Genomic DNA, 22,259 nt, shown 5'->3' with positions numbered 1-22,259 from the left:
TCAACTCCCATGCTTCAGGACGTCACCATCATCATCCACCGGTCCCACGCGCTAGCCTGGGTCGCGGGCGTCCCGCGCCCTTCGTTCGCGCAGCCAAGGGATGAGCCCACCCGCCAAGAGCATGTCCACCTGACGATTGGAGAGGCTGTGCCGCACAGGATAGACCTCGCCGCGGGTCTCGTTCTGCACGAGGATCTCGTTGCCTGTCACGAGGGCGTCGTGTATTCCCGTCAGCAGGAGCACATCGCCTTGTTCGATACGGTCATGATCGTCGGCATTCGTGAACTCGAGTGCGAGGACGCCGAAATTAGCCAGGTTCTGCCAGTGGATCCGCGCGAACGAGATGGCCACCACTGCGCGCAGCCCGAGGAAGCGCGGGGTGATAGCTGCGTGTTCCCGTGAGGATCCCTGGCCGTAGTTGATGCCGCCGACCAGGATGTGGCCTGTCGAGTCGCGGGTTCGTGCGGCACGGGCGGGGTAAGTAGGGTCGACCTGGTCGAAGGTGAATTCGGCGAGTTTGGGGATGTTGCTGCGGTAGGGCAGAACGCGCGCACCGGCTGGCAGAATCTCATCCGTCGAGACATCATCCCCCAAGACCAAGGCGACTGGTGCCTCGATGCGATCGGCGAGGGGACCGAATACCGGAAGCGAGGAGATGTTTTCGCCCTTGACGAGTGCTACTTTGCCGGCTTCCTCCGGCGCCAACGGCTTCTCCAGCATTGCCAGGTTCACGCTCGACACCTCGGGAAGTTCGATCTCGGGGTATTCCAGGTCGAAGAGCTCTGTCAGGTCCCGCGGGTCGGTGATCGTTCCGGTGAGTGCGGCAGCCGCGGCCGTCTCCGGTGAGCAGAGGTAGACCGAGTCCTCCTTCGTGCCCGAACGGCCCGGAAAGTTGCGGGGCATCGTGCGCAGGCTGTTGCTTCCGCTCGCGGGGGCCTGGCCCATACCGATACAGCCCATGCATCCGGTCTGATGCAGCCGGGCGCCCGCACGGATCAGATCGTAGGTGGCACCCATTTTCGTCAGGTCCTGCAGGATCTGACGGGAACTCGGATTGACGTCGAAAGACAGTCCGGGGTGGCACTGCCGCCCCTTCGTGATTGCGGCCACAATCGCGAAGTCCCGCAGCCCGGGATTCGCTGAGGACCCAATCACGACCTGCGCCACCGGCTTCCCTGCGGCCTCCCGCACCGGAACCACATTGCCCGGCGAGCTGGGCAGGGCGATGAGCGGCTCGATCGTGGAGAGGTCGATCTCCTCGGTCACGTCGTAGGTGGCATCGGCATCGGCGAGGAGCTCGGTGAAGTCGCCCTCCCGCTGCTCGGTGCGCAGGAAAGCCCGGACCTGGTCGTCGGCCGGGAAGACCGTGCTCGTCGCACCGAGTTCGGCGCCCATGTTGGCAATCACGTGCCGGTCCATCGCGCTCAGGGTGGCGACGCCGGGACCGTGGTACTCGATGATCCGGTCCCTGCCGCCCTTCACGCCGTGCCGGCGCAGCATTTCGAGAATGACGTCCTTGGCGCTGGTCCAGGGCGGCAGCTTGCCGGTAAGCCTCACGCCCCAGATCTCCGGCATCTTCAGATAGAGCGGCTCACCCGCGATTGCCAGGGCTACCTCGGTGCCGCCGACCCCGATTGCCAACATCCCCAGTGAACCTGCGGCCGGGGTATGACTATCGGAGCCGACCATGGTTTTGCCCGGAATACCGAACCGCTGCATGTGAGTCGGATGGGACACCCCGTTTCCGGCCTTCGAGAACCACACACCAAACCGGCGGCAGGCTGAGCGCAGAAAATCATGGTCCTCCGCGTTTTTGCTGTCGGCCTGCAACAGGTTGTGGTCCACGTACTGCACGGACACTTCAGTTTGTGCCTGGTCGAGCCCGAGGGCCTCCAGTTCAAGCATGACCAGCGTCCCCGTCGCGTCCTGGGTGAGGGTCTGATCGATATGCAAACCAATCTCACGCCCGGGAATCATCTCTCCGGCGACCAGATGGGATGCGATGAGCTTCTGGGCCACGTTGTAGGCCACGGTGGGCTTCCTTACTCGATGGCGAGGCCGGACGACATCCGTCGGCAACGAACCGGCCACCGGGCACTCCCCTTATCCCCAAAAATAGCCCACTCCGGTCGCCGGGAACAGTGGTGATTGGACCGTGCAAATTCACGCTGGAAACTCCGAGGGCGCCTTGTCCCGGCGGTACAGGCACGCTAGGGAAACGTTAAGACTGTTCCCGGTCCGGCCCAGGCGCCGGTGCCGCACGGTAGCGTGAAGGGTGCGCCGTCCCTGCAGAGTCCCCCAACGATGCAGGGGCGGCGCCTCGCACCCAGACCGCACCAGTATTCGCGCTGAGCTGCGCTGCGCCCATTCGCTGACCGCGGCCCTTATGCCTGGTATCGCAGCACTGTCGGCCCCGGGACGCTCTTGGTGTTCCAAGAGCTGAGGAAGGCCAGTGCGGCAGCCAATCCCGCACTCAGCACTACGGCTCCCAGCCACATCGACACGGGCCATTGAATTGATGACGCCACGGCGATGCCGGCCAGTTGGCCCGTCCAGATTAGCGCCGCCAGTATCGCGGTGGCCGCCGGCAGCCGGCGCCTCAGCCACGGCCCCGCCCGTCGGGCGAGCAGCACGTCAGTCACGACCGCGGCGGCCGTTGCCCCGGCCGCACCGGCGACCGCCGCCGGGCGCAGCCCCGACATGGCCAGTGGCAGCCACGCCACGACGGCGACCAGGATGGTGGCAATGCCGTGAGGCGGCCGTCGGGCTCCGGAGAGGGTGTAGAGGAAGGGGGCAATGATCAGCGCCGTGGTCATCAGGTAGCTGGCCAGTCCGAGGGCCGGGGGCAGCTCCGCTTGGGTGTGCCCGGGGCTCCCGATCGGCGTCTGTAGATATGGGACGGCGGGCGGGGTCCGGACAAAGGCCGAGCAGTAGATGAGGAAGAAGGCGCCCAGGCCGGTCATCAGGGCGAGAGACAGTACTGCAGGCGGCGTCCATTTGAAGGCCTCTGATCCGCTGGCGGCCCGTCCACTACGGATGCCGGTGCCGAGGATGAGGAAGAGGCTGAACCCCAGCAGCAAGTGTGTGGGGCTCACCAGCGCATCGAGGGAGACTTCGATGCCCAGGATCTCGTGCCAAGCCAGATCCAGAACGCCGGCGACGGCGAAGAGGGCGAGTCCGATGACAGTGCCCTGGTAGCCGGCCGGTATCGCCCTGGTCAACGGCCGCCCGGGCTGACGGTTCCTCCAGATAACGCTTGCCGTCCACACGGCAGTGGCCACGAGACCCGAATAAAGCGCCGCGTGCCAGGGAGTGAAGAAGGTTTCCAGCCCGGGAAGGTGCATGTGGGCCCAGCCGTCCAGGAAGACGGCCAGGAGGAGCCAGATGCCCAGCAGTTGCGTCACAAGATCGTTCCGCGCCCCTGCCCGGCGAGTCCGTGCTGCCGTGTCAACCATGGTCGATCTCCTCGCACTATGGCGATTACCTTCACTCACATGGGCGAAGTCATGTATAGCCCGGGCAGCAGCTCCGGGTGAGACGGGACGAAGAGCGCGAAAACGATCAGTGAGACTCCAGTGATCCGGCTGAGGGTGGGCCCGTATTTCCACGTCTTCTCCAGGAAGATAACTACCGTGAGCACCGCCATCCATGCCAGGTTCATCACGCCAACAGCAATCAGCACCACCATGAGCCCCCAACAGCAGCCCACGCAATACACACCGTGGTACATGCCGACGCGGACATCCCGCAGGCGACCCTTGTAACCGGATACGTGCAACAGGAAAGCTACGGGCGACCGGCAGTGCCTGAGACAGAAATCCTTCAGCGGGGTCAGCTGGTAGGCGCCGGCCGCCACGAGCACTCCAGCCCCCACCCAAGGTGCGATATTAGCCGAGTCCTCAGCCAGCAGCCCAGAGAGAGCCGCGGCCGCGTAGGCAACGACTCCGAATCCGATCCACGTCAACAGGTAACCGCCGACCAAACCTGTTGTCCGGATGGTCCGGACTCGGCGGCTGCGGACGGCACGGATGGACCTGAGGTACGTCGAAGTGAGAGGCGCGAGTGCCGGCAGCATCATGGCTGCCATCATCAGCGTCCACACGCCCAGGAAACCCCAGAGCCCCAGTCCCATGGTTCCCGGGCCCGTGGACATGTCGGTGAGGCCTACGAAAGTGAGATACCACGCCAGTGCGGCGCACCCGATCAACGCCAACTCTGCGGCATGGTGGCTAACTGTCAGGCCGCTCCTGCCCGGCACTTAAGCGGACCAGGCGAAGGGGGCCGAGAAGGAGTTCTTCCCGGCGTTATCCCAGGTCATCCCGAACACGTCGACGCGGGCGGTGCTGGATGTGCCGGCTGCCAGAGTGTCCGCCGGGAATCCGACCCCGCTGATTTTCACTCCTCGTCCTGTGGAATCCAGGGGAGACACGAAGTCCTCGACCACCATGTCGACGGCACTGCCAATGCGGACCTGGTGGACACGCCCGTCGTCGGCGTAGGCCATTTCCAGGGACTCCATGCCTGCCATTTCACCGATCAAAGGCGCGAGGCCCTCCATCGGTCCGCCGAGCTGTCCGCCGAAGACTGCACCGAGCGCTTCTGCCTGCTCAGCCGAGGCGGCGGCATCCATCAGAACTCCGACCTTCCAGCCCCCGTCACCCATGACGGCCGGAGTATCGGCTACGACGCAGACTGTCAGACCACCGACGTCGACACCGTTCACTTCGCCGGTTTCGACGTGGAAGGCCAAGGCCACGTTGCAGCGTTCGTTATCCGCCGGTGCGGTCTGCCCTGAAATCGTACACGGGCAGGCCATGTCGCAATTGCAATTCTCAAAATATGTACCCTCGACATGCCACGGCATTTGGGGCTCCTTTCGAACAGGCCCCCCAAAAATAAAGTCTCCTCGCGGCCCTGAACAGTGTCAACGGTAGATGGTGACCGTGCATGAGGCCCTCCGGGCCCGGCTAACTGGCCGGCGCCACGACGTCCTCCAGCACTGACCTGTCGAAGAATCTGATCTCGCCCGTTGCCTGGAAAAACACCGGAACCACTGAAGTGTTCGCGTCCTTCGAGGTTTCGTAGATCTCGGGCGCGCTCCCGTGTTTTCGCGCGATGGTTCCGATCAAGTCGGTGCCGCGAACCCGGACAGTTCGATATTTATAGCTCATTTGGACCCCTTCGTCTGCCAAGGCAAACCCTATTCCTGGGATCTACACTATCTGGATGGAGGCGACGGTCGGCGGAGTGCCTGTGCATTACGCCGAGTACGGCAGCGGCACGCCGGTTCTCGCCCTGCACGGCGCGGGCGTGGATCATCGCGAGATCGCCGGCGCTCTTGAACCGATATTCTCCAACGTTCCCGGCTTTCGGCGGCTGTATCCGGACCTGCCGGGGATGGGCCGCACGCCGGCGCCCGAGACAATCACGAGCAACGATGACGTTCTGGACATTCTGCTCGGCCTGATCGACAGCACCATTGGTGATGAACCTTTGCTTGTCATGGGTCAGTCGTACGGTGGGTACTTAGCCCGTGCGGTTGCCAATCGGAGACCTGAGCAGGTGGTCGGGCTGGCGTTAATCTGCCCGGTCGGCGCGCATACCCGGAGCCTGCCTGAGCACGAGGTCCTTGTTTCGTCGCCCGGCCTGACCGGCAAACTGGGCCCGGAACTCGAGGCTTCCTACCGTGGCTACTTCGTTGTCCAGACGACCGAAACCCTGAGCCGGTTCCAAGAGCTTGTGGCTCCCGCAGTGCCCCTCGTTGACGAGTCGGGGCTGATGCGAATCTTTTCGCACTGGGAGCTACGGGATCGCCCGGAAGCTGCAACTATCTATCCTCATCCTGTGTTAATTCTTGCCGGGCGACAGGATGCCACCGCCGGGCACACGGGCCCGTGGGAGCTGATCGAGCACTACCCCCGCGCTACCTTTGCTGTACTCGATCGCGCCGGCCACGCTCTGTTCCACGAGCAACCCGCGCTCACGCAAGCCCTGGTTATCGAATGGCTCGCGCGCGTGCGTGAGAACTCCACGACGTGAAGTAGTCGGGATCGCTCATCCCGACGGGGGCGTGAACTGGCTGGCGGTAAATACCGCTCCCTGGAGGTCCCGGATCAGTGCCGTGTGCGTCCATTCGGCGTCGTTTTGGCTAAGGACTTGGGCGCCGAGTCGCTTCGCATCAGCCACCGTCTGGTCCCGGTCGGCAACAGTGAACGAGACATGCCAGCGCGACAGTTCGTCGGGGGCGGTGGTCGCGATCCAGGCGATCGCATCCTCGAAGCCAGGTGGGGCGGCCAGCACTGACTGCCTCGCCCTGATGCCCGGATCGACTGTCGCCTCAAGGTGATCACCATAACCGGGCCGGCGGATCATCATCGCGAAGCCGAGGTCGTCGACCTGCCAGCCGAACGCGTCCTCGTAGAACTTAATGGCCGCGCCGGGGTTAGGCGTGTGGAGATCGCTGAAGTTCCATGCCCCTGGTTGATTGGCCACTTGTGCCCCTAGGCGTCGTCTGGCCTGCCAGATGCGGAGCTCTGCGCCTACGGGATCGATCAGCGCCGCACTGCGGCCGCCCTCCCCCGCATCGGCAGCCGCCGATCGCAGCGTAGCGCCGGCAGCGACCAGTCGCTGCACTGCGACATCCGCGTCCTCGACGGACACGTAAGTACTCCACGCAGCGGCACCTTGGGTGCTGGCCAACCCAGCGACGTCCTGGCCACCGAGCTTTGCTATCAAGTAACGGCCCGGCGCTCCCGCCGGCATGGCGTCCTCGAACGTCCAGCCAAAGATTCCGGCGTAGAACTCGGCGGCCGCCTCGACGTCGGGCTGCTCGGTGTCGATCCAACACGGGACGCCCTGCGGGTAGGTCCGCTGGATCATGTCTCGCTCCCGTCCATGGACAAAGCCTAGCGAGCCATGATCCGGCCCGGTACCCCGTTCACACCAGTAGAGCATCCTCTCGCAGTTGGGGACTAGGGCAGGGACGCCCTTGCCCTAGTTCGCCTCGGCGCCGACCCCTGACTCGACGGCCGCGCCGGCGAGCCGGAGCCAGGTATCCACCACGGTGTCGGGGTTCAAGGAGACGGAATCGATGCCTTCCTCGACCAGCCACTCGGCGAAGTCCGTGTGGTCGCTGGGACCCTGGCCGCAGATGCCCACATATTTGCCGCGCGCCTTGCAGGCCTTGATGGCCATGCTCAGGAGCTTCTTGACGGCAGGGTCACGTTCGTCGAAGCCGCCCGAGACAATCGCGGAATCCCGGTCCAGGCCCAGGGCCAGCTGGGTCATGTCATTGGAGCCGATGGAGAATCCGTCGAAGTAGTCCAGGAACTCGTCGGCGAGCAGCGCGTTGGACGGAATCTCGCACATCATGATCACCTCGAGGCCGTTCTCGCCGCGGGTGAGGCCGTTCTCCGCCAACAGTTCGATGACGCCGCGGGCCTCGTCCAGGGTCCGCACGAACGGGATCATCAGCTTGACGTTGGTCAGGCCCATCTCGTTGCGAACGAAGGACAGGGCCTCGCACTCAAGGTCGAAGCAGTCCCGGAAGGACGGCTCCAGGTACCGTGAGGCGCCGCGGAAGCCGATCATCGGGTTCTCTTCGTGCGGCTCGTAGGCGGGTCCGCCAATCAGGTTGGCGTACTCGTTGGACTTGAAGTCGGACATGCGCACAATCACCGGTTCCGGTGCGAAGGCCGCTGCGATGGTGGACACGCCTTCGGCCAGGCGCTTGATGTAGTAGTCGCGCGGGCTGTCGTACGCGGCAATCCGCTCACGGATTTCCGCGGCGACGTCCGCCGGCTGCTCGTCCAGGTTCAGCAGTGCCTTGGGGTGGATGCCGATCTGGCGGTTGATGATGAATTCCAGCCGGGCCAGGCCCACTCCGTGGTTGGGCAGCTGCGCGAAAGTGAATGCCTGCTCCGGGGTGCCGACATTCATCATGACCTTGACGGGGGCCTCGGGCAGCTGGGTGATCTCGGTTTCCTCGACGCTGAAATCCAGGAGCCCTTCGTAGATAGTGCCGGTCTCGCCGTCGGCGCAGGAAACGGTCACGTCGAGGCCGTCGGAGAGGGCGTCCGTGGCGTCCCCGGTGCCGACGACGGCGGGAATCCCCAGTTCCCGGGCAATGATGGCCGCGTGGCAAGTGCGCCCGCCGCGGTTGGTCACGATGGCGGAGGCACGCTTCATGATCGGTTCCCAGTCCGGGTCGGTCATGTCGGCGACGAGGACATCGCCGGTCTTGAAGGCGGCCATCTGGTCAATCGCGGTGAGGATGCGGACGCTGCCGGCGCCAATGCGCTGGCCGATGGCACGGCCCTCGACCAGCACCCGGCCGGTCCCGTTGAGGCGGAAACGGCTCAGGCTGCCGGAGGCCCGGCGGGACTGCACGGTCTCCGGGCGCGCCTGCAGGATGTACAGGCCGCCGTCGATCCCGTCCTTGCCCCATTCGATGTCCATGGGGCGGCCGTAGTGCTCCTCGATGGCGACGGCATGCCGGGCGAGCTGCTCGACGTCGTCGTCGCTGAGGCTGAAGCGGCTCCGCAAGGAGGCCTCAACCGGTACGAAGTCAATGGTGCGGCCGATTTCGCGGCTGGTCGTGTAGGTCATCTGGAGGGCCTTCTCGCCCAGTCCGCGCTTGAGGATAGCGGACCGCCCAGCCTGCAGCGCGGGCTTGTAGACGTAGAACTCGTCGGGGTTGACGGCGCCTTGGACGACCGCCTCGCCGAGGCCGTAGGAGGACGTGACGAACACGGCATCCTGGAACCCGGACTCCGTGTCCATGGTGAACATGACGCCGGAGGCCCCGACGTCCGAGCGCACCATGCGCTGGATCCCGGCCGAGAGCGCCACCTCGGCGTGTTCGAATTTGTGGTGCACGCGGTAGGCGATGGCCCGGTCGTTGTAGAGGGACGCGAACACGTCCTTGATGGCGAGCAGGATGTTCTCGATGCCGCGGACGTTCAGGAACGTTTCCTGCTGCCCGGCGAAGGAGGCATCGGGAAGGTCTTCGGCGGTCGCGCTGGAACGGACGGCCCAGGACAGGTCCTCGGAACCGCCGTGCTTGTCCACCAGCTTCTGGTAGGAGTCCCGGATCTGCGCTTCAAAGTCCGGCAGGAAGGGCGTCTCGCGCATCAGGGACCGGATCTCCTGACCGGCCGAGGCAAGGGCCGTCACGTCATCGGTGTCCAGGCCGACCAGCCGGTCGGCGATCTTCTGGTCCAGACCGGAATCTGCCAAGAAGTTGCGGTAGGCATCCGCGGTCGTGGCGAAGCCGTCCGGGACCTGGACGCCGGCAGAGGTCAGGTTCTGCACCATTTCGCCGAGGGAGGCGTTCTTTCCGCCCACTCGGTCCAGGTCCTTGAGTCCGAGTTCTGAGAACCACAGGATGTCTGTCGTCATTGTTACTGCTCCTTTGCAGAGGATGGCATGCAAGCGCGCCGCCCCGCTCGCGGCGATGGCCGGTTGATGGGCGTAAGTCCTGTCCACAGTGACAGGTCTCCAGCGCTCTTTCCATATGACGTGCGCCACACCGGGTTTGTGAAACTTTTCCCTAATGTTTGAGATTCATCCGCTGCAGGATAGTGGCCGCCATTTCCTCCACGGATACCGTGGCTGAATTCAGGTACGGAATCCTGTGGGAGACGTACAACTGCTCGGCGCTGCGCAACTCGAAGCCGCACTGCCGCAGCGACGCGTACGGTGAGCCGCGACGCCGTTCGGTGCGGATCTGGCTCAGGCGCAGGGGGTTGGAGGAGAGTCCGAAACATTTCTCAACGAAGGGCCTCAGCGGCTTGGGCAGCCCTTCCCGTTCAAAGTCCTCGTCCACCAGCGGGAAGTTCGCGGCGAAGATGCCGTGTTGCAGCGCCAAATACATGGTCGTGGGTGTTTTGCCGCATCGGGACGGTGCCACCAGGATGACCTGGGCCTTTTCCAGCGCGCGCAGGCTCTGGCCGTCGTCGTGTTCCATGGCGTACTCGACGGCGGCCATCCGGGATTGATACCGCTCTGCATTGCCCAGGCCATGGGCCCTGCCGGGTTCCCCGCTGGCCGGTGAGCCGAGGGCCTGCTCCAGCTGTCCGACATGCGTCCCGATGAGGTCCACGATGATTCCCTTACACGTCGCCAGGACCTGGCGGATGTCACTGCTGACAGCGGTGGAAAAGACGACCGGCCGCCGACCGGTGGCGGCCCGTTTGTCGATGGTACGGACCACGGCCTTGGCCTGTTCGACGGTCGTGATGAAGGGGACCGTGACGCGGTCAAAGTTATTCGCGGGGAACTGCGTCAACAAGGTGTTGCCGAGGGTTTCCGCGGTGATGCCGGTGCTGTCCGAAAGGAAGTAGACAGGCCGAAGATCGTCATTGGTCATGAACGCATTCTCCACCAGGAACGGTCCCCGCCCGGCATCAGGCGCCGGGCGGGTCCCTACCCGGCCTCCGGACACAGCCGTAGACTGCTCGCGTACAACGCCACCAACTGTCAGGAGATGGACATGAGCTATGCAGGCACCGGTAACGAGAAGGCCGTCGCAGCAAGCGACCTAAACCGGACACACGTCGGACTGACCGTAAGCTTCCAGCCGGACGAATTTACCGTGGTCTTCGGCCGGATCGGCGCCGTTGCGCGCAAGGAGGGCGGCGTGACCATCGCACTTGCAGGGGTGGACGGCACGGGTGGCCTGCCTTCCCACTTCAGCCTGCCTCCCGCCCAACTGGTCTACGTCCAGCCGGACATGCTCACCAATACGGAGTCGACCATCAAGGATTTGTTCGGCAAGGTGCAGGAGAATCTGCGGAGCCACAAGGGAGATCAGCGGCCGGACACCGTCTAGGGACGGATTACCCCCGCGCGGCGGCGTGGACCTGTTTGACGGGTTTTGTGGCGGGCATCCCGATAACGGCGACGACGGTGAGCACGGCACAGATCATGACGGCCAGGAACACGGCGGCGGAGGCCGCCACGATGGTCTGGGGGTCCGTGTCGCCGTGCGGGGTGCCGGCGTAGACCGCGTTCGCTATCGCCCCGAACACGGCGACGCCGATGGCGCTGCCGATCGATCGCGCGAAAAGGTTGGTGCCGGTGACCACGCCGCGCTCGTTCCATTCGACGCTCGTCTGGGCGGCTATGAGGGTCGGGGTGGCGACGAGCCCGAGTCCGAGCCCGACGATGAAGCAACTGCCCGCGACCATCGCAATGTTGGGTGAGGAGGCGGTGAGGGCAAGGACTGCTGTGCCGATGACGGTGACCGTGATGCCGATCATGGCAGTGTTCCGGAACCCGATCCGAAGATACAGCCGCCCCGATTGGGAGGCACTGATCGGCCAGCCGATGGTCAGCGCCGCCAGGGCGAGTCCGGCCAGGATCGGCGAGGTCGAGAGGGCTCCTACGAGGAACGTGGGAACGTAAGAAGTCAGACCAAGCATGACCGCTCCCACGCCGAAGGCGATCATCGCCGTCGTCGCCAGCAGCCGGCGGGACACAACCCACGGCGGCAGGACCGGCTCGGCTGCCTTCCGCTCGACCAGGAGGAACGCGGCGAACAAGATGGCACCGCCTGCGAACACTGCGCCGCTGATGGCGGAGTTCCAGGCCCAGGCCTGGCCGCCCTCGAGGGCCCCGAGGATTAGCAGGGTGAGCGAGAGAGTCAGCAGCCCCGCCCCCAGATAGTCGACCCGGTGCTTTACGTGCTCGATATTCTCGTGGAACGACCGGACCAGCATCCACCCGGCCACCAGGCACAGCGGGATGTTTATGAGAAAGATGCCACGCCAGATGCCGAGTGCGGCAAACACTCCCCCGAGCGTCGGGCCAACGACCGAGGAGACCGCCCACACGCTCGCAAGGTAGCCCTGCACCTTTGCCCGCTCCGCCAGCGTGTAGATATCGCCGGCGATGGTGATGGCCATCGGCTGGACCGCCCCCGCACCCAGGCCCTGCACCACGCGGAAGGCGATGAGGACCGGCATGCTCCAGGCGACTCCGCACAGGATCGAGCCCACCAGGAACAGGCCAATTCCGACGAGCATGATCGGCTTGCGGCCGATGACATCGGAGAGCTTCGCGTAGACAGGTACTGACACAGCCTGCGCCAGCAGGTAGGCGGAGAAAAGCCACGGGAAGGACGTGAACCCGCCGATGTCGCGCACGATCGAAGGCACCGCTGTCGCCACAACCGTCGCATCGATCGCCACCAGACCAGTTGAGAGCATCAGGGCAATGAGGACAGGTCCGCGCTTGGACCGGAAGCCGACTCCCTCGGCAGGCGTAGTCGTCACGTGATCTCATTCCCGTCGGCGCCCAAAGCGTGTTGCGTGCAGAACCGGTTCCGTCCCCAACTGCATAACTGCGTCGTTCGCCGAAATAGTCCCGGACAACTTCCGCTGATGAACCGATGGACACCTGATATTGCTGAGCAAAAGTCCCCGAAAATCCGCCATTCGTTGTCAGTCGGGCCTCGCCGTAGCAGGTCACAGGCCTCTTCCGCGGCCCGTTCACGAGGCTTAGACTCGGTTCACTTCGTCAAGAAGGGAATCCATGTCCCAGGTTTCGGCTCCCGGCCCCGGAAGTCCTGCCGGGACCAAGGAGGGGCTCGATTCGACCGGCGGAAGCGCCGGCCCCATTGGCCGCCGGAGATCGCAAGACCGCAATGGGACCCGCTAGAGGGAGAAGTTCGGCATGAGGATCCTCGTCGATCTCACCAAATGCCAGGGATACGCTCAGTGCGCCTTTCTCGCCCCGGACGTCTTCACGATCCAGGGGGACGAGGCCCTCACCTACGATCCGCACCCTGACGGGGCGCAGCTCACGAGGATTCGGCGGGCCGCCGTTGCCTGTCCTGTTCAGGCCATCCGGCTCGAACAGCTGGACGGGCAGGACGGATCGCCGCATCCGAACGCACCGCCACCGACGGTTGCCCCCGATGAGGACAGCGGGGGCACCTTCAAGGGAACCGGACGTATCGTCATCGTTGGAGCATCGATGGCGGGGCTGCGCGCGGCGGAGCGGCTGCGTGAGGAAGGGTTCGCCGGTTCGCTGACTCTGGTCGGCGATGAGCCCCACGAACCCTACGACCGGCCACCGCTGTCGAAACAGGTCCTGGCCGGGTCTGTGCCCTTGGAAGACACCTCGCTTCCCCGCCACCGGGACATCAGCGCCACCTGGCGGCTGGGTGTGGCGGCGACCAGACTGGATCTGGCCGCGAAGCAGCTCCACCTCACCGACGGCAGCCGGATCGGATTCGACAAATTGTTGATCGCCACCGGCTTGCGGGCCCGCGCCTGGCCCAACGCCGCGGAGGCGGCCCTGGCAGGCGTCCTGACGTTGCGCACCCGGGAGGACGCCGCAACTCTGCGAAAGCTCCTCGCGGGCCGTCCGCGTCGGGTGTTGGTCATCGGCGCCGGGTTCATTGGTTGCGAGGTCGCTTCCGTGTGTCGGGAACTCGGCCTTCCGGTCACTGTCGCGGAGGCCGGTCCGGCTCCGCTCGTGGCTGCCCTCGGCGGGGTGATCGGCGCAGTCGCTGGGGAGCTGCAGGTCGAGAATGGCGTGGATCTGCGCTGCGGCGTCCGGGTCCTGTCTCTTGAGGCCGATGCCACTGGACAGCTGCGCCGGGCCGCTCTCTCCGACGGCACAATTCTTGAGGTGGATGTGGCCGTCGCCGCGCTGGGCGCCGTCCGCAATGTCGAATGGCTCGCCGATTCCGGGTTGGCATGCGGCGTATGGGGCGTCGCTTGCGACGCCGGCTGCCGCGCCTTCGACGCGAACGGCCTGGTCACTGACGACGTCTTCGTCGCCGGGGACATTGCGCGCGCCCCGCAGCCGATGTACGGCTACCAATTCCTCGCCGTCGAGCACTGGGGCAATGCGATCTCCCAGGCCGAGGTCGCGGCACACAACATGGTCAGCCGCGGGACTGAACGGTGGCCGCACCTGGAGGTGCCGAAATTCTGGTCAGTCCAGTTCGGCACAGAAATCAAGAGCGTGGGCGTGCCCTCGGTCGCCGACGAGGTCGCCATCGTCCAAGGATCGGTCGCGCAGCGGCGATTCCTGGCCGTCTATGGCTATAAGGGCCGCATCGTGGCTGCAGTCGCCTTCAACCAGAATAGATGGCTGGAATTCTACGAACCGCTGATCGAGCAGGCAGCACCCTTTCCGCCGACGTTCCACCACATCGACGAGTCAGCCCATGCCCAGCCCGTCCCGGCCAGATTCAAGCCCGCAGTCAGCCCAACCCAGGATGCGACCGTCGTCGTGACCGGACACGATCCCAATGAACGCCGCGCCAGACTGACCAACCCCGCCGCCGGTGACACCCCGTCCCGGAGACCCACAGAAACCTCCCCACGAACCAAGGAGCCTTGGCCATGACCCAGCCCAGCTCATGGGAGCAGATCCTCGACTACTCCAACAGGGCGAACCCTTACCCGTTTTACGACGAGCTCCGCAAGACCCCGGTGACACGGCTTCCGGATGGCAGTTACCTCGTGAGCACCTACGCGGAGATCGCTGCCCTGCTGCACGACCCGAGGGTCAGTTCCGACATCAGCCGCAACCCGGCGGCCGCCGCTGCCGGTGCCGCCGGCGACGAGGGGGACGGCCCGGGCATGACTCCGACCTTCCTCAGCATGGACCCCCCTGACCACGACAAGTTTCGACGGATCACCATGCGGCATTTCGGACCGCCCACGACGCCGGGCAGGGTCGCCGGGATGGAGGCGAGGATGGCGGAAATTGTCACCGACCTGGTCGACAACATGAAGGCCCGCAACCGGATCGACGTCGTCGATGACCTGGCGTATCCGCTGCCCGTCACGGTGATCTGCGAACTTCTGGGTGTGCCCCCGGGCGACGAACAGCGCTTCCGGGTCTGGGTGGACGTGGCCCTGCAATCCACGGATCCCGGCCTCGATCCGGAAACACAGCAAAAAAAGAGGGCTGAGGCCGGCAAAGAACTGCGCGCCTTCATGGAGGAGCTGGTCGAAGCCCACCGGCAGGCGCCCGGCACGGATCTGCTCTCAGCGATGGCCACCGACGACGGTCCGGAAGGCCGCCTGCCGGACGAGCAACTGGTGAGCACCGGGCTTCTCCTGCTCATTGCCGGACATGAAACCACCGTCAACCTCATCTCCAACGGCGCGTTGACGTTGCTCCGCCACCCGGCCGAGCTCCAGAGGTTGCGCAACGACCCCGACCTGGCCATCCCGATGGTCGAGGAGCTGCTGCGCTACGAGCCGCCCGTCCATTTCGTCCCCTTCCGTACAGCCCTCGACGACATCGATATCGCCGGCACAACCATCCCGGCCGGCGCCTCCCTCACCCTGGTCCTGGCCTCCGGCAACCGCGACCCAGCCCACGTAAAGGACCCCGACCTCTTCATCCCAGACCGGCGCAACAATCAACACCTCGGCTTTGGCGGCGGCGTCCATCTCTGCTTCGGGGCGCCGCTGGCCCGGCTGGAGGCTCAGACCGCGCTCACCGCATTCGCCACGAGGCTGGAGAACCCGCGGCTTGTCGCCGAGCCGCCCCCGTACCGGCCGAGCCCGTTCCTGCGCGGCCCTTCCCACCTGCTGATAGACATCGACGGCATCGCCGACTCTGGCCAGGCTGCTCAACACCCTCAGGGCGTTTAGTTCAGGCGGCACTGGCCGCCGGTCCTATCGAGTCCGACACGTCGCACGCGAGCGTTGCGGCGCCGTCGGTAAGATTCGTATGGTGACCATCTCCGATTCCCAGCTCCAGCCCGTCACTGTGTCCGTTGCCCGCACAGTCCAGCCCGGCCGGACACGTCAGGCCAGCGCCTGGGCACACGCAGGCCAGGAACTCGCCCGCGAATGGCCGGGCTATCTCGGCTCCGGCTGGGTGCGTTCAGCCCCTGACTCGAACGAATGGCACATGCTGTACCGCTTTGCCAACGCCGACATGCTCAACGACTGGGAGCAGTCCGACGAACGGCGCTGGTGGATCGACAGCGCGGCAGACCTCGTCGAAGTCACGCAGATCGAGCGGCGCACTGGCATCGAAGGCTGGTTCGCGCAGCCCGGCGATGTCCAACTCAGCGTTCCCGAGACCGTTATACCTCCCCGGTGGAAGCAGATGGTCAGCATCTTTCTGCCGTTTTTCCCACTCAGTCTGCTGGCCAATTTCCTGCTGCACCCGCTGACCCAGGAGTGGCCCCTTGCGTTCCAGGTGCTGCTGGCCACCTGTCTCCTCACGCCGCTGATGACGTATGTCTTCCTTCCGGTCACCACCCGGCTGTTGGGGCCCTGGCTCCGCAAGAAGCGCTGACGCGGGGCACCCGCCGACCGCGTGGTCAGCTCCCCCTTACCCTGCCCCGGGGAGGGACACCTCAACCAGACCATTCTCGATGCGGGTGCTGAATCGCGGCTGGCCCGCTGTCGCCGGCCCGCCCATGACTTCTCCGCTGCGCAGGGAGAACGTACTCCCATGCCATGGACAGACAACGCAGGGCTCCCCGCGTTCTTCGACCTTGCCCTCGTGGAGGGGGCCGGACAGGTGGCTGCAGACATCAGACAAGACGTGGACCCCGTCGCCCCGGCGGAACACGAGCAGCGGCATCCCGGCCACCATCCTCCGCTCCAGCTTGCCTTCAACGAGCTCGTCCAGCGGGGCCAGGGCGTGCCAACCCACAGGGAAGCGGTGCGGAACATCCTCGCTGTGGTTTACACCGGCGGCCAGACGGTAGGTGAGGTGGCCGCCGAGGAAACCGGCGGCCGCAAGCGTGGCAAATCCCAGATACCCGAGCAGCTTGCCTCGTGACTGCCGCCCGCGGGAGCGTTCCACCAGTGACGCGACATAGAGACCGGTGGCCGTGAGGTTCCCCGCGGCGTGGACCAGGCCCACGCGCTGTTGCTGCTCGTGAAGTTCTGACCAGTCGGTGAAACCGGCAACGGCGGAAGGAACCGCGGTGATGGCACCCACGCCAATCAATATGCCGGCCGCCCGGTCGTTGCCGGGTACAGCATCCAAAATGGCGGCCGATGTCCACGCCCCCATCGGTATCTGGACTCCAAAGGGGTGGACCGGATGTCCCAACGGCACCCCGTGGAGTACATCACGGAGCCACGGGAACCGGACGATCGAGTTCACGGTTCCTTTAACTCCCGCGACCAAAGGATCAAGCCAGAGACTGTCCTCCAGACGGGAAACGAGATTCAGCAGCGGCAACGGTTTCATGTGCTTCCTCCATCATCTGATCGTTGAGTTGAGCCTAATTTCCCGGCACTCATCTGCACAGCCCCCGGAGGACCAACTGGGTGCCAGCAACCCTCTGGCGGGTTGCCTCGGACGAGCCGGCCAGGGCGGAGGGCACTGGTCGGGCTCGTCCTGCGTCGGGCTATTTCTTCTTGGGTTCTCTGGATCCGGCATTTCTGCAGCCGTCCGGTGGACTCGAGCATGAGGTTGTACAAAAGGTCCAGGACCAGGTTGCCGCTGTTGTAGACATAGGATCCGCTCCACGGGTTGCCGGCCGCATCCACCGGCAACGCCCCCTGGGCGCCGACGAGGTAGTGGTGGATGTTGCTCCTGTCGAGCGCGATCTTGAGGGGCGTGGCCCCCTTGGCGCCGGACTGGTCCACGGGGTCGGTCTTCTTGCCCTGGTATTGGGGAGACCCGTCCAGCAGCCGGGAGATGGTGGTGCCGATCAGCTCGACGTGACTGATCTCTTCCGTACCCACGCCCTGGAGCAGGTCCTTGTAGGGCTTCGCGGCTGCGTCGCCGCGGAAGTTCATGCTCTCGAACAGGTACTGCATCATCGTGCGCATCTCGCCGAACTGCCCGCCGCGTGCAATGCCGTGCGGTGGTGTCCGTCCGGGCGGCCCGTCCTGCTTCTAGGTCGACAGGCCGGGCGGCGGGCGCTAGGTTGGGCCTCATGACTGAGATTCCAGATGAAGACAGGGACCGCCGCGACGAGGACGAGTCGGCCAGGGACTCGCTTGCTGGCGACGTTGCCCGGAAACTCGATGGGGACGTCGACGAGCCGGACCAAGGGAGATCCGGCACTGGACCCGAAGACGCGGCCGGGTAGACAGGTTGTAGGCGTCGGTCACGAAGCAGCACCCCGGCCGCGTTTGGCCTGAAGGTAGAGAAGGTGTGACATGGTCGACCGGATAGCCAAAATTTGGGGAACCCGGACCCCCTACCCCCGGGACGCCCTGTGGCCCGTCCGCGTCGATCAGGTCCTGGACCCTGGCATCGCGCTGGGCGATATCGACCGGTGGGTGCAGTCGGCGTGTGTGCTCTGCAGCAACGGATGTGCCTGCGACATCGCCGTCAAGGACGGCGCCATGGTCGGGATCCGCGGCCGGGCGCAGGATCTGGTCAATCACGGCAGGTTGGGACCGAAGGGGCTCTTCGCCAGCCGACAGGGCGTGTCTCACAAGGACCGCCTGACGAGTCCCCTGATCCGCGAAAACGGGCAACTGATCGAATGCGACTGGGACACGGCGATGCGCCGGATCGTGGACCGGAGCAGGGAGCTGCTGGCGGAGCGCGGCCCGCTGAGCCACGGCTTCTACACCAGCGGGCAGCTGTTCCTGGAGGAGTACTACGCCCTCGCCGTGATCGGGAAGGCCGGCATTGGTACCCCGCACATGGACGGAAACACCCGGCTGTGCACCGCCACGGCGGCGGCTGCCATGAAGGAGTCCTTCGGCGCCGACGGCCAGCCCGGATCCTATACCGACATCGACAGCTGCGACGCGCTCTTCCTCTATGGCCACAACATGGCCGAGACACAAACGGTGCTCTGGTCCCGCGTCCTGGATCGTATCGCCGGCCCGGACCGGCCCAAGATCGTCTGCGTGGATCCGCGCGACACGGAGGTCGCACGCCACGCCGACGTCCACCTGGCCCTCCGGCCCGGTACCAACCTTGCACTCATGCACGCCCTGGTCCGCGAGGTCCTCGCCCAGGGCTGGCAGGATGCCGGCTACATCCGCGACCACACCCTGGGCCTGGACCGCCTCCGGGAAGCGGTCGAGCCGTGGACAGCCGAGGCCGCCGCCGCCGTGTGCGGCGTACCAGCCGCGGACATCAGGGACGCGGCCCGAATCTTCGGCACCTCCGCCCGGGTCGTATCCACCGTGCTGCAGGGTTTCTACCAGTCCTCGCAGGCGACGGCCGCGTCGTGCCAGGTCAACAACCTGCACCTGCTGCGCGGAATGCTCGGGGAGCCAGGGCGCGGGGTCCTCCAAATGAATGGCCAGCCCACGGCGCAGAACAACAGGGAATGCGGCGCAGACGGGGACCTGCCCGGATTCCGCAACTGGGAAAATCCCGACCACATCCATGAACTGGCCCGGCTCTGGAAAGTGGATCCGATGACCATCCCGCACTGGGCGCCGCCGACCCATGCCATGCAGATCTTCCGTTACGCCGAGCAGGGCTCGATCGACTTTCTGTGGATCTCGGCGACGAACCCGGCGGTGTCCATGCCGGAACTTCCCCGGATCCGGGACATCCTTGCCAAACCCGACCTCTTCCTCGTCGTCCAGGACCTCTACCTCACCGAAACAGCCCAGTACGCGGACGTGGTGCTGCCGGCAGCCGGGTGGGGCGAAAAAACCGGAACGTTCACCAATGTCAACCGCATCGTGCACCTCTCCGACAAGGCGGTTGACCCTCCAGGCCAGGCCCGAAGCGATCTGGACATCTTCCTCGACTATGCGCGCAGAATGAATTTCACGACTCTGGACGGCGGGCCGCTGCTGGACTGGACCGGGCCCGAAGACGCGTTCGAGGCGTGGAAAAACTGCTCCCGCGGACGCCCGTGCGACTACACCGGAATCACCTATGACAGGCTGCGCGGCGGCAGCGGTATCCCCTGGCCCTGCAACGAGGACCACCCGAACGGAACGGACCGCCTGTACGGGGACGGCGTTTTTCCCACGGACCCGGATTACTGCGAAAGTTACGGCCATGACCTGCTCACCGGCGCCACGGTGGGAGCCCAGGCCTTCCGCGCTCAGGACACCGGCGCACGGGCCCTGTTCAAGACCGCCCCGTTCCACCCGCCGCACGAGGAACCCGACGAGGACTACCCGCTCCGGTATACGACCGGGCGCACAGCCTACCACTTCCACACCCGCACCAAAACGGGCCGCTCCCGCCCCCTGACTGACGCGGCGCCGCGGGCCTGGGTGGAACTGGCCCGGGAGGACGCGGACCGGCTCGGAATTTCCGAAGGCGACCTGGTCCGGGTCACCTCCCGCCGGGGCCGGATCGAGATCCCCGCAAGAGTCAGCTGGATCGCGCCCGGCACGGTGTTCGCCCCGTTCCACTACGGCTACTGGGATACCGGCGGCGGACCCGGAGCCCATCCGGCGGCCGCGAATGAACTGACCGCGACTGAATGGGACCCCGTATCCAAGCAGCCGATGTTCAAGAACGCGGCGGTGACTGTGGAGAAGATCGGAGATGCCACCGGACCGGCGCCGGCCCCGACCACGACAGCGTCCCGGCCGGCCGCGGCCCCTGGTTCCCGACCGGTCCCGGCCACTGCCGGCGGCGACGGGGCCCACGCCACGGAAACGCCGGGTACCGAACCTGCACCCCGGTTCCCCGACGCGATCAGAAACGCCCGGGAGGGTCGCCAGCCATGAACCTGAACATTTATCTGGGTATGCTCCACCAGGCAGAGAACACCCTCGCCGAATCTTTCCGCCAAGTGGCAGAGGGCCATGGGGCAGAGCCGGACGTCCACTTCCTCTGCCGTACCTTGGCAGCGCAGTGCGACCGCCACGGTGAACTCCTCGGCCCCGTCGTACATCGCTACGGTGAAAACAGCTCAGACAATGAGCCCGAACGGCTACACGCCCAAGGCCTGAACACGACCCGCAAGGGTCCCGTCGGGCTCCTGCGCGACCTGCAGGACCTCTACCTGCTGGCCAGCCTCGTCGACGTCACCTGGACGATGGTCAAACAGGCAGGGTCCGCGCTGCGCGATAAGGAGCTACTCGCCGTCGTGGAACAATGCGATGCCGAAACAGCCACCCAGCTGCGCTGGCTGCAAACCCGGATGAAACAGGCCGCACCCCAGGCCCTCGTCGCGGCACGCTGAGTCCGTCGAAAGACATCACACAGCACCGCCGGAAGAGCCGTCCTGGACAGACTCACGCTCCGTCTGCGAAGGAACCCGGGCAGGCGTGGCTCCACGTTAGTGACCTGGCAGCACGCTGATCCTCAGGTCGACAGTTCTGTCGGCAAACGGCGGAATCTCACCGGCCGGCGTCGGTGAACCGTTCCGCCGCCGTATCCAGGAGCAGACCCTCGAGTTCTCGGAGCTGTCCCGTGGCCCGGTCCAACAGATTCTTGACCGGCTCATGCCCGATGCGTGGGTCGATGCGGGACAGCAGGACCAGCGTCTTCCAGAGCAGTGACTTACCGGTGACGGCACTGATCAGGGCTTCGAGCTCCAGCTGTTCGGCGGCGCCGGTCCTGGCGTGCAGCGGATTGAGCGGGCCAAGGGACGCCAGGTGCGCCCCTGTCCAGGCAAAGGGCTTTTTGTAGACCGGCATGCCCAGGCCGAGCCCTTCGGTGATGCCCTGAAGTGCTGCCTTGTCTTCGCTGACTTCCAACGCGAGCCGGCCGATAGTTTCGCCGCCTGGCGAGTCCTTCCACGTCTTGGCCGCCTGTCCGAAGAGACGCTCGCCAGCCGCCGCGGCTATCAGGTGACTGTGCAGGTACGCGGCCAACGAACTCTCCCCGGTTGTGTCATTCCCGTGCTCTCCAGCGTTCATGGTCATGCACCTTTCGCAGCTGTGTTGTCCCGTGCGGGGGACAGACGGACGGATATCCGGTATCCCGTGTGATCTCCTGTGGCGCTGCCAATGGCCGGGTCCGGCCCCTGAAGCACCGCCATGGCATGTTACTCGCTGGGTGAAGTATCTGTTGTCAGGCCCCGGGTGTCCGGGGATTCGCTGTCTTGGTCCTCGGCCGGGCCGGAGGACGCCGTAGTGCCTTCATCGTCCCTGGGGTCTCTCGGGATGCGACGGGTTCCGTCCCGTCCGCCGTCACTCACGTTTTCGCCCGGCACGCTCGATTCGTTGCTCATGACTTTCTCCAGCTCCTTCGGCAGACAACTCCCCTCACGCTAACAATTGAATGTCGTGAAGGTAAGGGCCAGTGTTGCTGGATGCCGCCGACGTGGATGTCCTGGAGGCGAGGCCCTGCGAGCCCCGCCGGCTGGTCCGGCGGGCAGCGAATCAAGAGATATGTTCTGGTTGACAGGCGCAGCCCGACATCTT

At 65.3% G+C, this 22,259-nt stretch carries 20 protein-coding genes and 1 pseudogene; 8 read left to right on the top strand and 13 right to left on the bottom strand.

Annotated features, from left to right (window positions below):
* Window positions 1-51: 51 nt before the first annotated feature.
* The 5 genes from BLS42_RS04885 to BLS42_RS04865 all read right to left on the bottom strand — a co-directional run bounded on the left by BLS42_RS04885 (window position 52) and on the right by BLS42_RS04865 (window position 5,171).
* Entirely contained in the window at window positions 52-2,031 is a 1,980-nt protein-coding gene (locus tag BLS42_RS04885; RefSeq protein WP_090577367.1) for an aconitate hydratase, read from the bottom strand.
* Window positions 2,032-2,384: 353 nt separating this feature from the next.
* Window positions 2,385-3,455 (bottom strand): hypothetical protein, encoded by a 1,071-nt coding sequence (locus BLS42_RS04880; RefSeq protein ID WP_176803191.1) that lies wholly within the window; start codon window positions 3,453-3,455, stop codon window positions 2,385-2,387.
* A 35-nt stretch (window positions 3,456-3,490) separates the two neighbouring features.
* Window positions 3,491-4,153, bottom strand: a complete 663-nt coding sequence (locus BLS42_RS04875) for a DUF2182 domain-containing protein (protein WP_256336249.1) — start codon at window positions 4,151-4,153, stop codon at window positions 3,491-3,493.
* Between the two features lie 105 nt (window positions 4,154-4,258).
* Window positions 4,259-4,864 (bottom strand): DUF1326 domain-containing protein, encoded by a 606-nt coding sequence (locus BLS42_RS04870; RefSeq protein ID WP_090577357.1) that lies wholly within the window; start codon window positions 4,862-4,864, stop codon window positions 4,259-4,261.
* Between the two features lie 103 nt (window positions 4,865-4,967).
* Complete coding sequence (locus tag BLS42_RS04865; RefSeq protein WP_090577354.1) at window positions 4,968-5,171, bottom strand: hypothetical protein; 204 nt, start codon at window positions 5,169-5,171, stop codon at window positions 4,968-4,970.
* A 55-nt stretch (window positions 5,172-5,226) separates the two neighbouring features.
* Between BLS42_RS04865 and BLS42_RS04860 the strand changes: the two genes are divergently transcribed.
* Window positions 5,227-6,039 carry an alpha/beta fold hydrolase gene (locus BLS42_RS04860; RefSeq protein ID WP_176803190.1) on the top strand — a complete coding sequence of 271 codons (813 nt, stop codon included), beginning with the start codon at window positions 5,227-5,229 and terminating at the stop codon, window positions 6,037-6,039.
* 15 nt (window positions 6,040-6,054) lie between these two features.
* Here the strand turns inward: BLS42_RS04860 and BLS42_RS04855 are convergent, their stop codons facing one another.
* The 3 genes from BLS42_RS04855 to BLS42_RS04845 all read right to left on the bottom strand — a co-directional run bounded on the left by BLS42_RS04855 (window position 6,055) and on the right by BLS42_RS04845 (window position 10,369).
* Window positions 6,055-6,879 carry a VOC family protein gene (locus tag BLS42_RS04855; RefSeq protein WP_090577351.1) on the bottom strand — a complete coding sequence of 275 codons (825 nt, stop codon included), beginning with the start codon at window positions 6,877-6,879 and terminating at the stop codon, window positions 6,055-6,057.
* Window positions 6,880-6,993: 114 nt separating this feature from the next.
* Complete coding sequence (ppsA, locus tag BLS42_RS04850; RefSeq protein WP_090577348.1) at window positions 6,994-9,399, bottom strand: phosphoenolpyruvate synthase; 2,406 nt, start codon at window positions 9,397-9,399, stop codon at window positions 6,994-6,996.
* Between the two features lie 151 nt (window positions 9,400-9,550).
* A complete protein-coding gene (locus BLS42_RS04845; RefSeq protein WP_090577345.1) occupies window positions 9,551-10,369 on the bottom strand; it encodes a pyruvate, water dikinase regulatory protein in 819 nt (272 codons plus the stop codon).
* A gap of 123 nt (window positions 10,370-10,492) precedes the next feature.
* On the opposite strand from BLS42_RS04845, the gene BLS42_RS04840 reads away from it, so the two are divergent.
* Entirely contained in the window at window positions 10,493-10,831 is a 339-nt protein-coding gene (locus BLS42_RS04840) for a hypothetical protein (RefSeq protein ID WP_090577342.1), read from the top strand.
* Between the two features lie 7 nt (window positions 10,832-10,838).
* Here BLS42_RS04840 and BLS42_RS04835 read toward each other — a convergent pair whose 3' ends face one another.
* Window positions 10,839-12,275 carry an MFS transporter gene (locus BLS42_RS04835; RefSeq protein ID WP_090577339.1) on the bottom strand — a complete coding sequence of 479 codons (1,437 nt, stop codon included), beginning with the start codon at window positions 12,273-12,275 and terminating at the stop codon, window positions 10,839-10,841.
* Between the two features lie 400 nt (window positions 12,276-12,675).
* Between BLS42_RS04835 and BLS42_RS04830 the strand changes: the two genes are divergently transcribed.
* From BLS42_RS04830 to BLS42_RS04820, 3 genes are all read left to right on the top strand, one after another.
* Window positions 12,676-14,364, top strand: a complete 1,689-nt coding sequence (locus tag BLS42_RS04830; protein ID WP_090577336.1) for an FAD-dependent oxidoreductase — start codon at window positions 12,676-12,678, stop codon at window positions 14,362-14,364.
* Window positions 14,361-15,626: a cytochrome P450 gene (locus tag BLS42_RS04825; RefSeq protein ID WP_090577333.1), complete on the top strand. Its 1,266-nt coding sequence runs from the start codon at window positions 14,361-14,363 to the stop codon at window positions 15,624-15,626. Before BLS42_RS04830 ends, BLS42_RS04825 begins: the two co-directional genes overlap by 4 nt.
* A gap of 79 nt (window positions 15,627-15,705) precedes the next feature.
* Window positions 15,706-16,281, top strand: coding sequence for an antibiotic biosynthesis monooxygenase (locus BLS42_RS04820; protein WP_090577330.1), 576 nt, complete (start codon window positions 15,706-15,708; stop codon window positions 16,279-16,281).
* Between the two features lie 36 nt (window positions 16,282-16,317).
* On the opposite strand, the gene BLS42_RS04815 is transcribed toward BLS42_RS04820, so the two are convergent.
* Together BLS42_RS04815 and BLS42_RS04810 are read right to left on the bottom strand one after the other, a co-directional pair.
* Window positions 16,318-17,190, bottom strand: coding sequence for a Rieske (2Fe-2S) protein (locus BLS42_RS04815; RefSeq protein ID WP_090577327.1), 873 nt, complete (start codon window positions 17,188-17,190; stop codon window positions 16,318-16,320).
* A gap of 146 nt (window positions 17,191-17,336) precedes the next feature.
* Window positions 17,337-17,795 (bottom strand): annotated as a pseudogene (locus BLS42_RS04810) (manganese catalase family protein); the annotation flags it as partial.
* Window positions 17,796-17,884: 89 nt separating this feature from the next.
* Here BLS42_RS04810 and BLS42_RS20130 point away from each other — a divergent pair.
* The 3 genes from BLS42_RS20130 to BLS42_RS04800 all read left to right on the top strand — a co-directional run bounded on the left by BLS42_RS20130 (window position 17,885) and on the right by BLS42_RS04800 (window position 21,073).
* The gene (locus BLS42_RS20130) at window positions 17,885-18,040 is read left to right on the top strand and encodes a hypothetical protein (protein ID WP_176803186.1); all 156 of its coding nucleotides are present in this window, start codon (window positions 17,885-17,887) and stop codon (window positions 18,038-18,040) included.
* Window positions 18,041-18,110: 70 nt separating this feature from the next.
* Entirely contained in the window at window positions 18,111-20,615 is a 2,505-nt protein-coding gene (locus BLS42_RS04805; protein WP_090577324.1) for a molybdopterin-dependent oxidoreductase, read from the top strand.
* On the top strand, window positions 20,612-21,073 hold the full coding sequence (locus tag BLS42_RS04800) for a hypothetical protein (protein ID WP_090577321.1): 462 nt from the start codon (window positions 20,612-20,614) through the stop codon (window positions 21,071-21,073). Before BLS42_RS04805 ends, BLS42_RS04800 begins: the two co-directional genes overlap by 4 nt.
* 157 nt (window positions 21,074-21,230) lie before the next feature.
* Here the strand turns inward: BLS42_RS04800 and BLS42_RS04795 are convergent, their stop codons facing one another.
* Entirely contained in the window at window positions 21,231-21,752 is a 522-nt protein-coding gene (locus tag BLS42_RS04795; protein ID WP_143019145.1) for a hypothetical protein, read from the bottom strand.
* A 128-nt stretch (window positions 21,753-21,880) separates the two neighbouring features.
* Window positions 21,881-22,066 carry a hypothetical protein gene (locus BLS42_RS19910; RefSeq protein ID WP_143019144.1) on the bottom strand — a complete coding sequence of 62 codons (186 nt, stop codon included), beginning with the start codon at window positions 22,064-22,066 and terminating at the stop codon, window positions 21,881-21,883.
* Between the last annotated feature and the right edge of the window lie 193 nt (window positions 22,067-22,259).

It is taken from the genome of Arthrobacter sp. ov407 (assembly GCF_900102895.1).
Classification (GTDB): domain Bacteria; phylum Actinomycetota; class Actinomycetes; order Actinomycetales; family Micrococcaceae; genus Arthrobacter.
The sequence above is the reverse complement of the archived record's forward strand: the minus strand, read 5'-3'. Positions and strand labels throughout refer to the sequence as shown.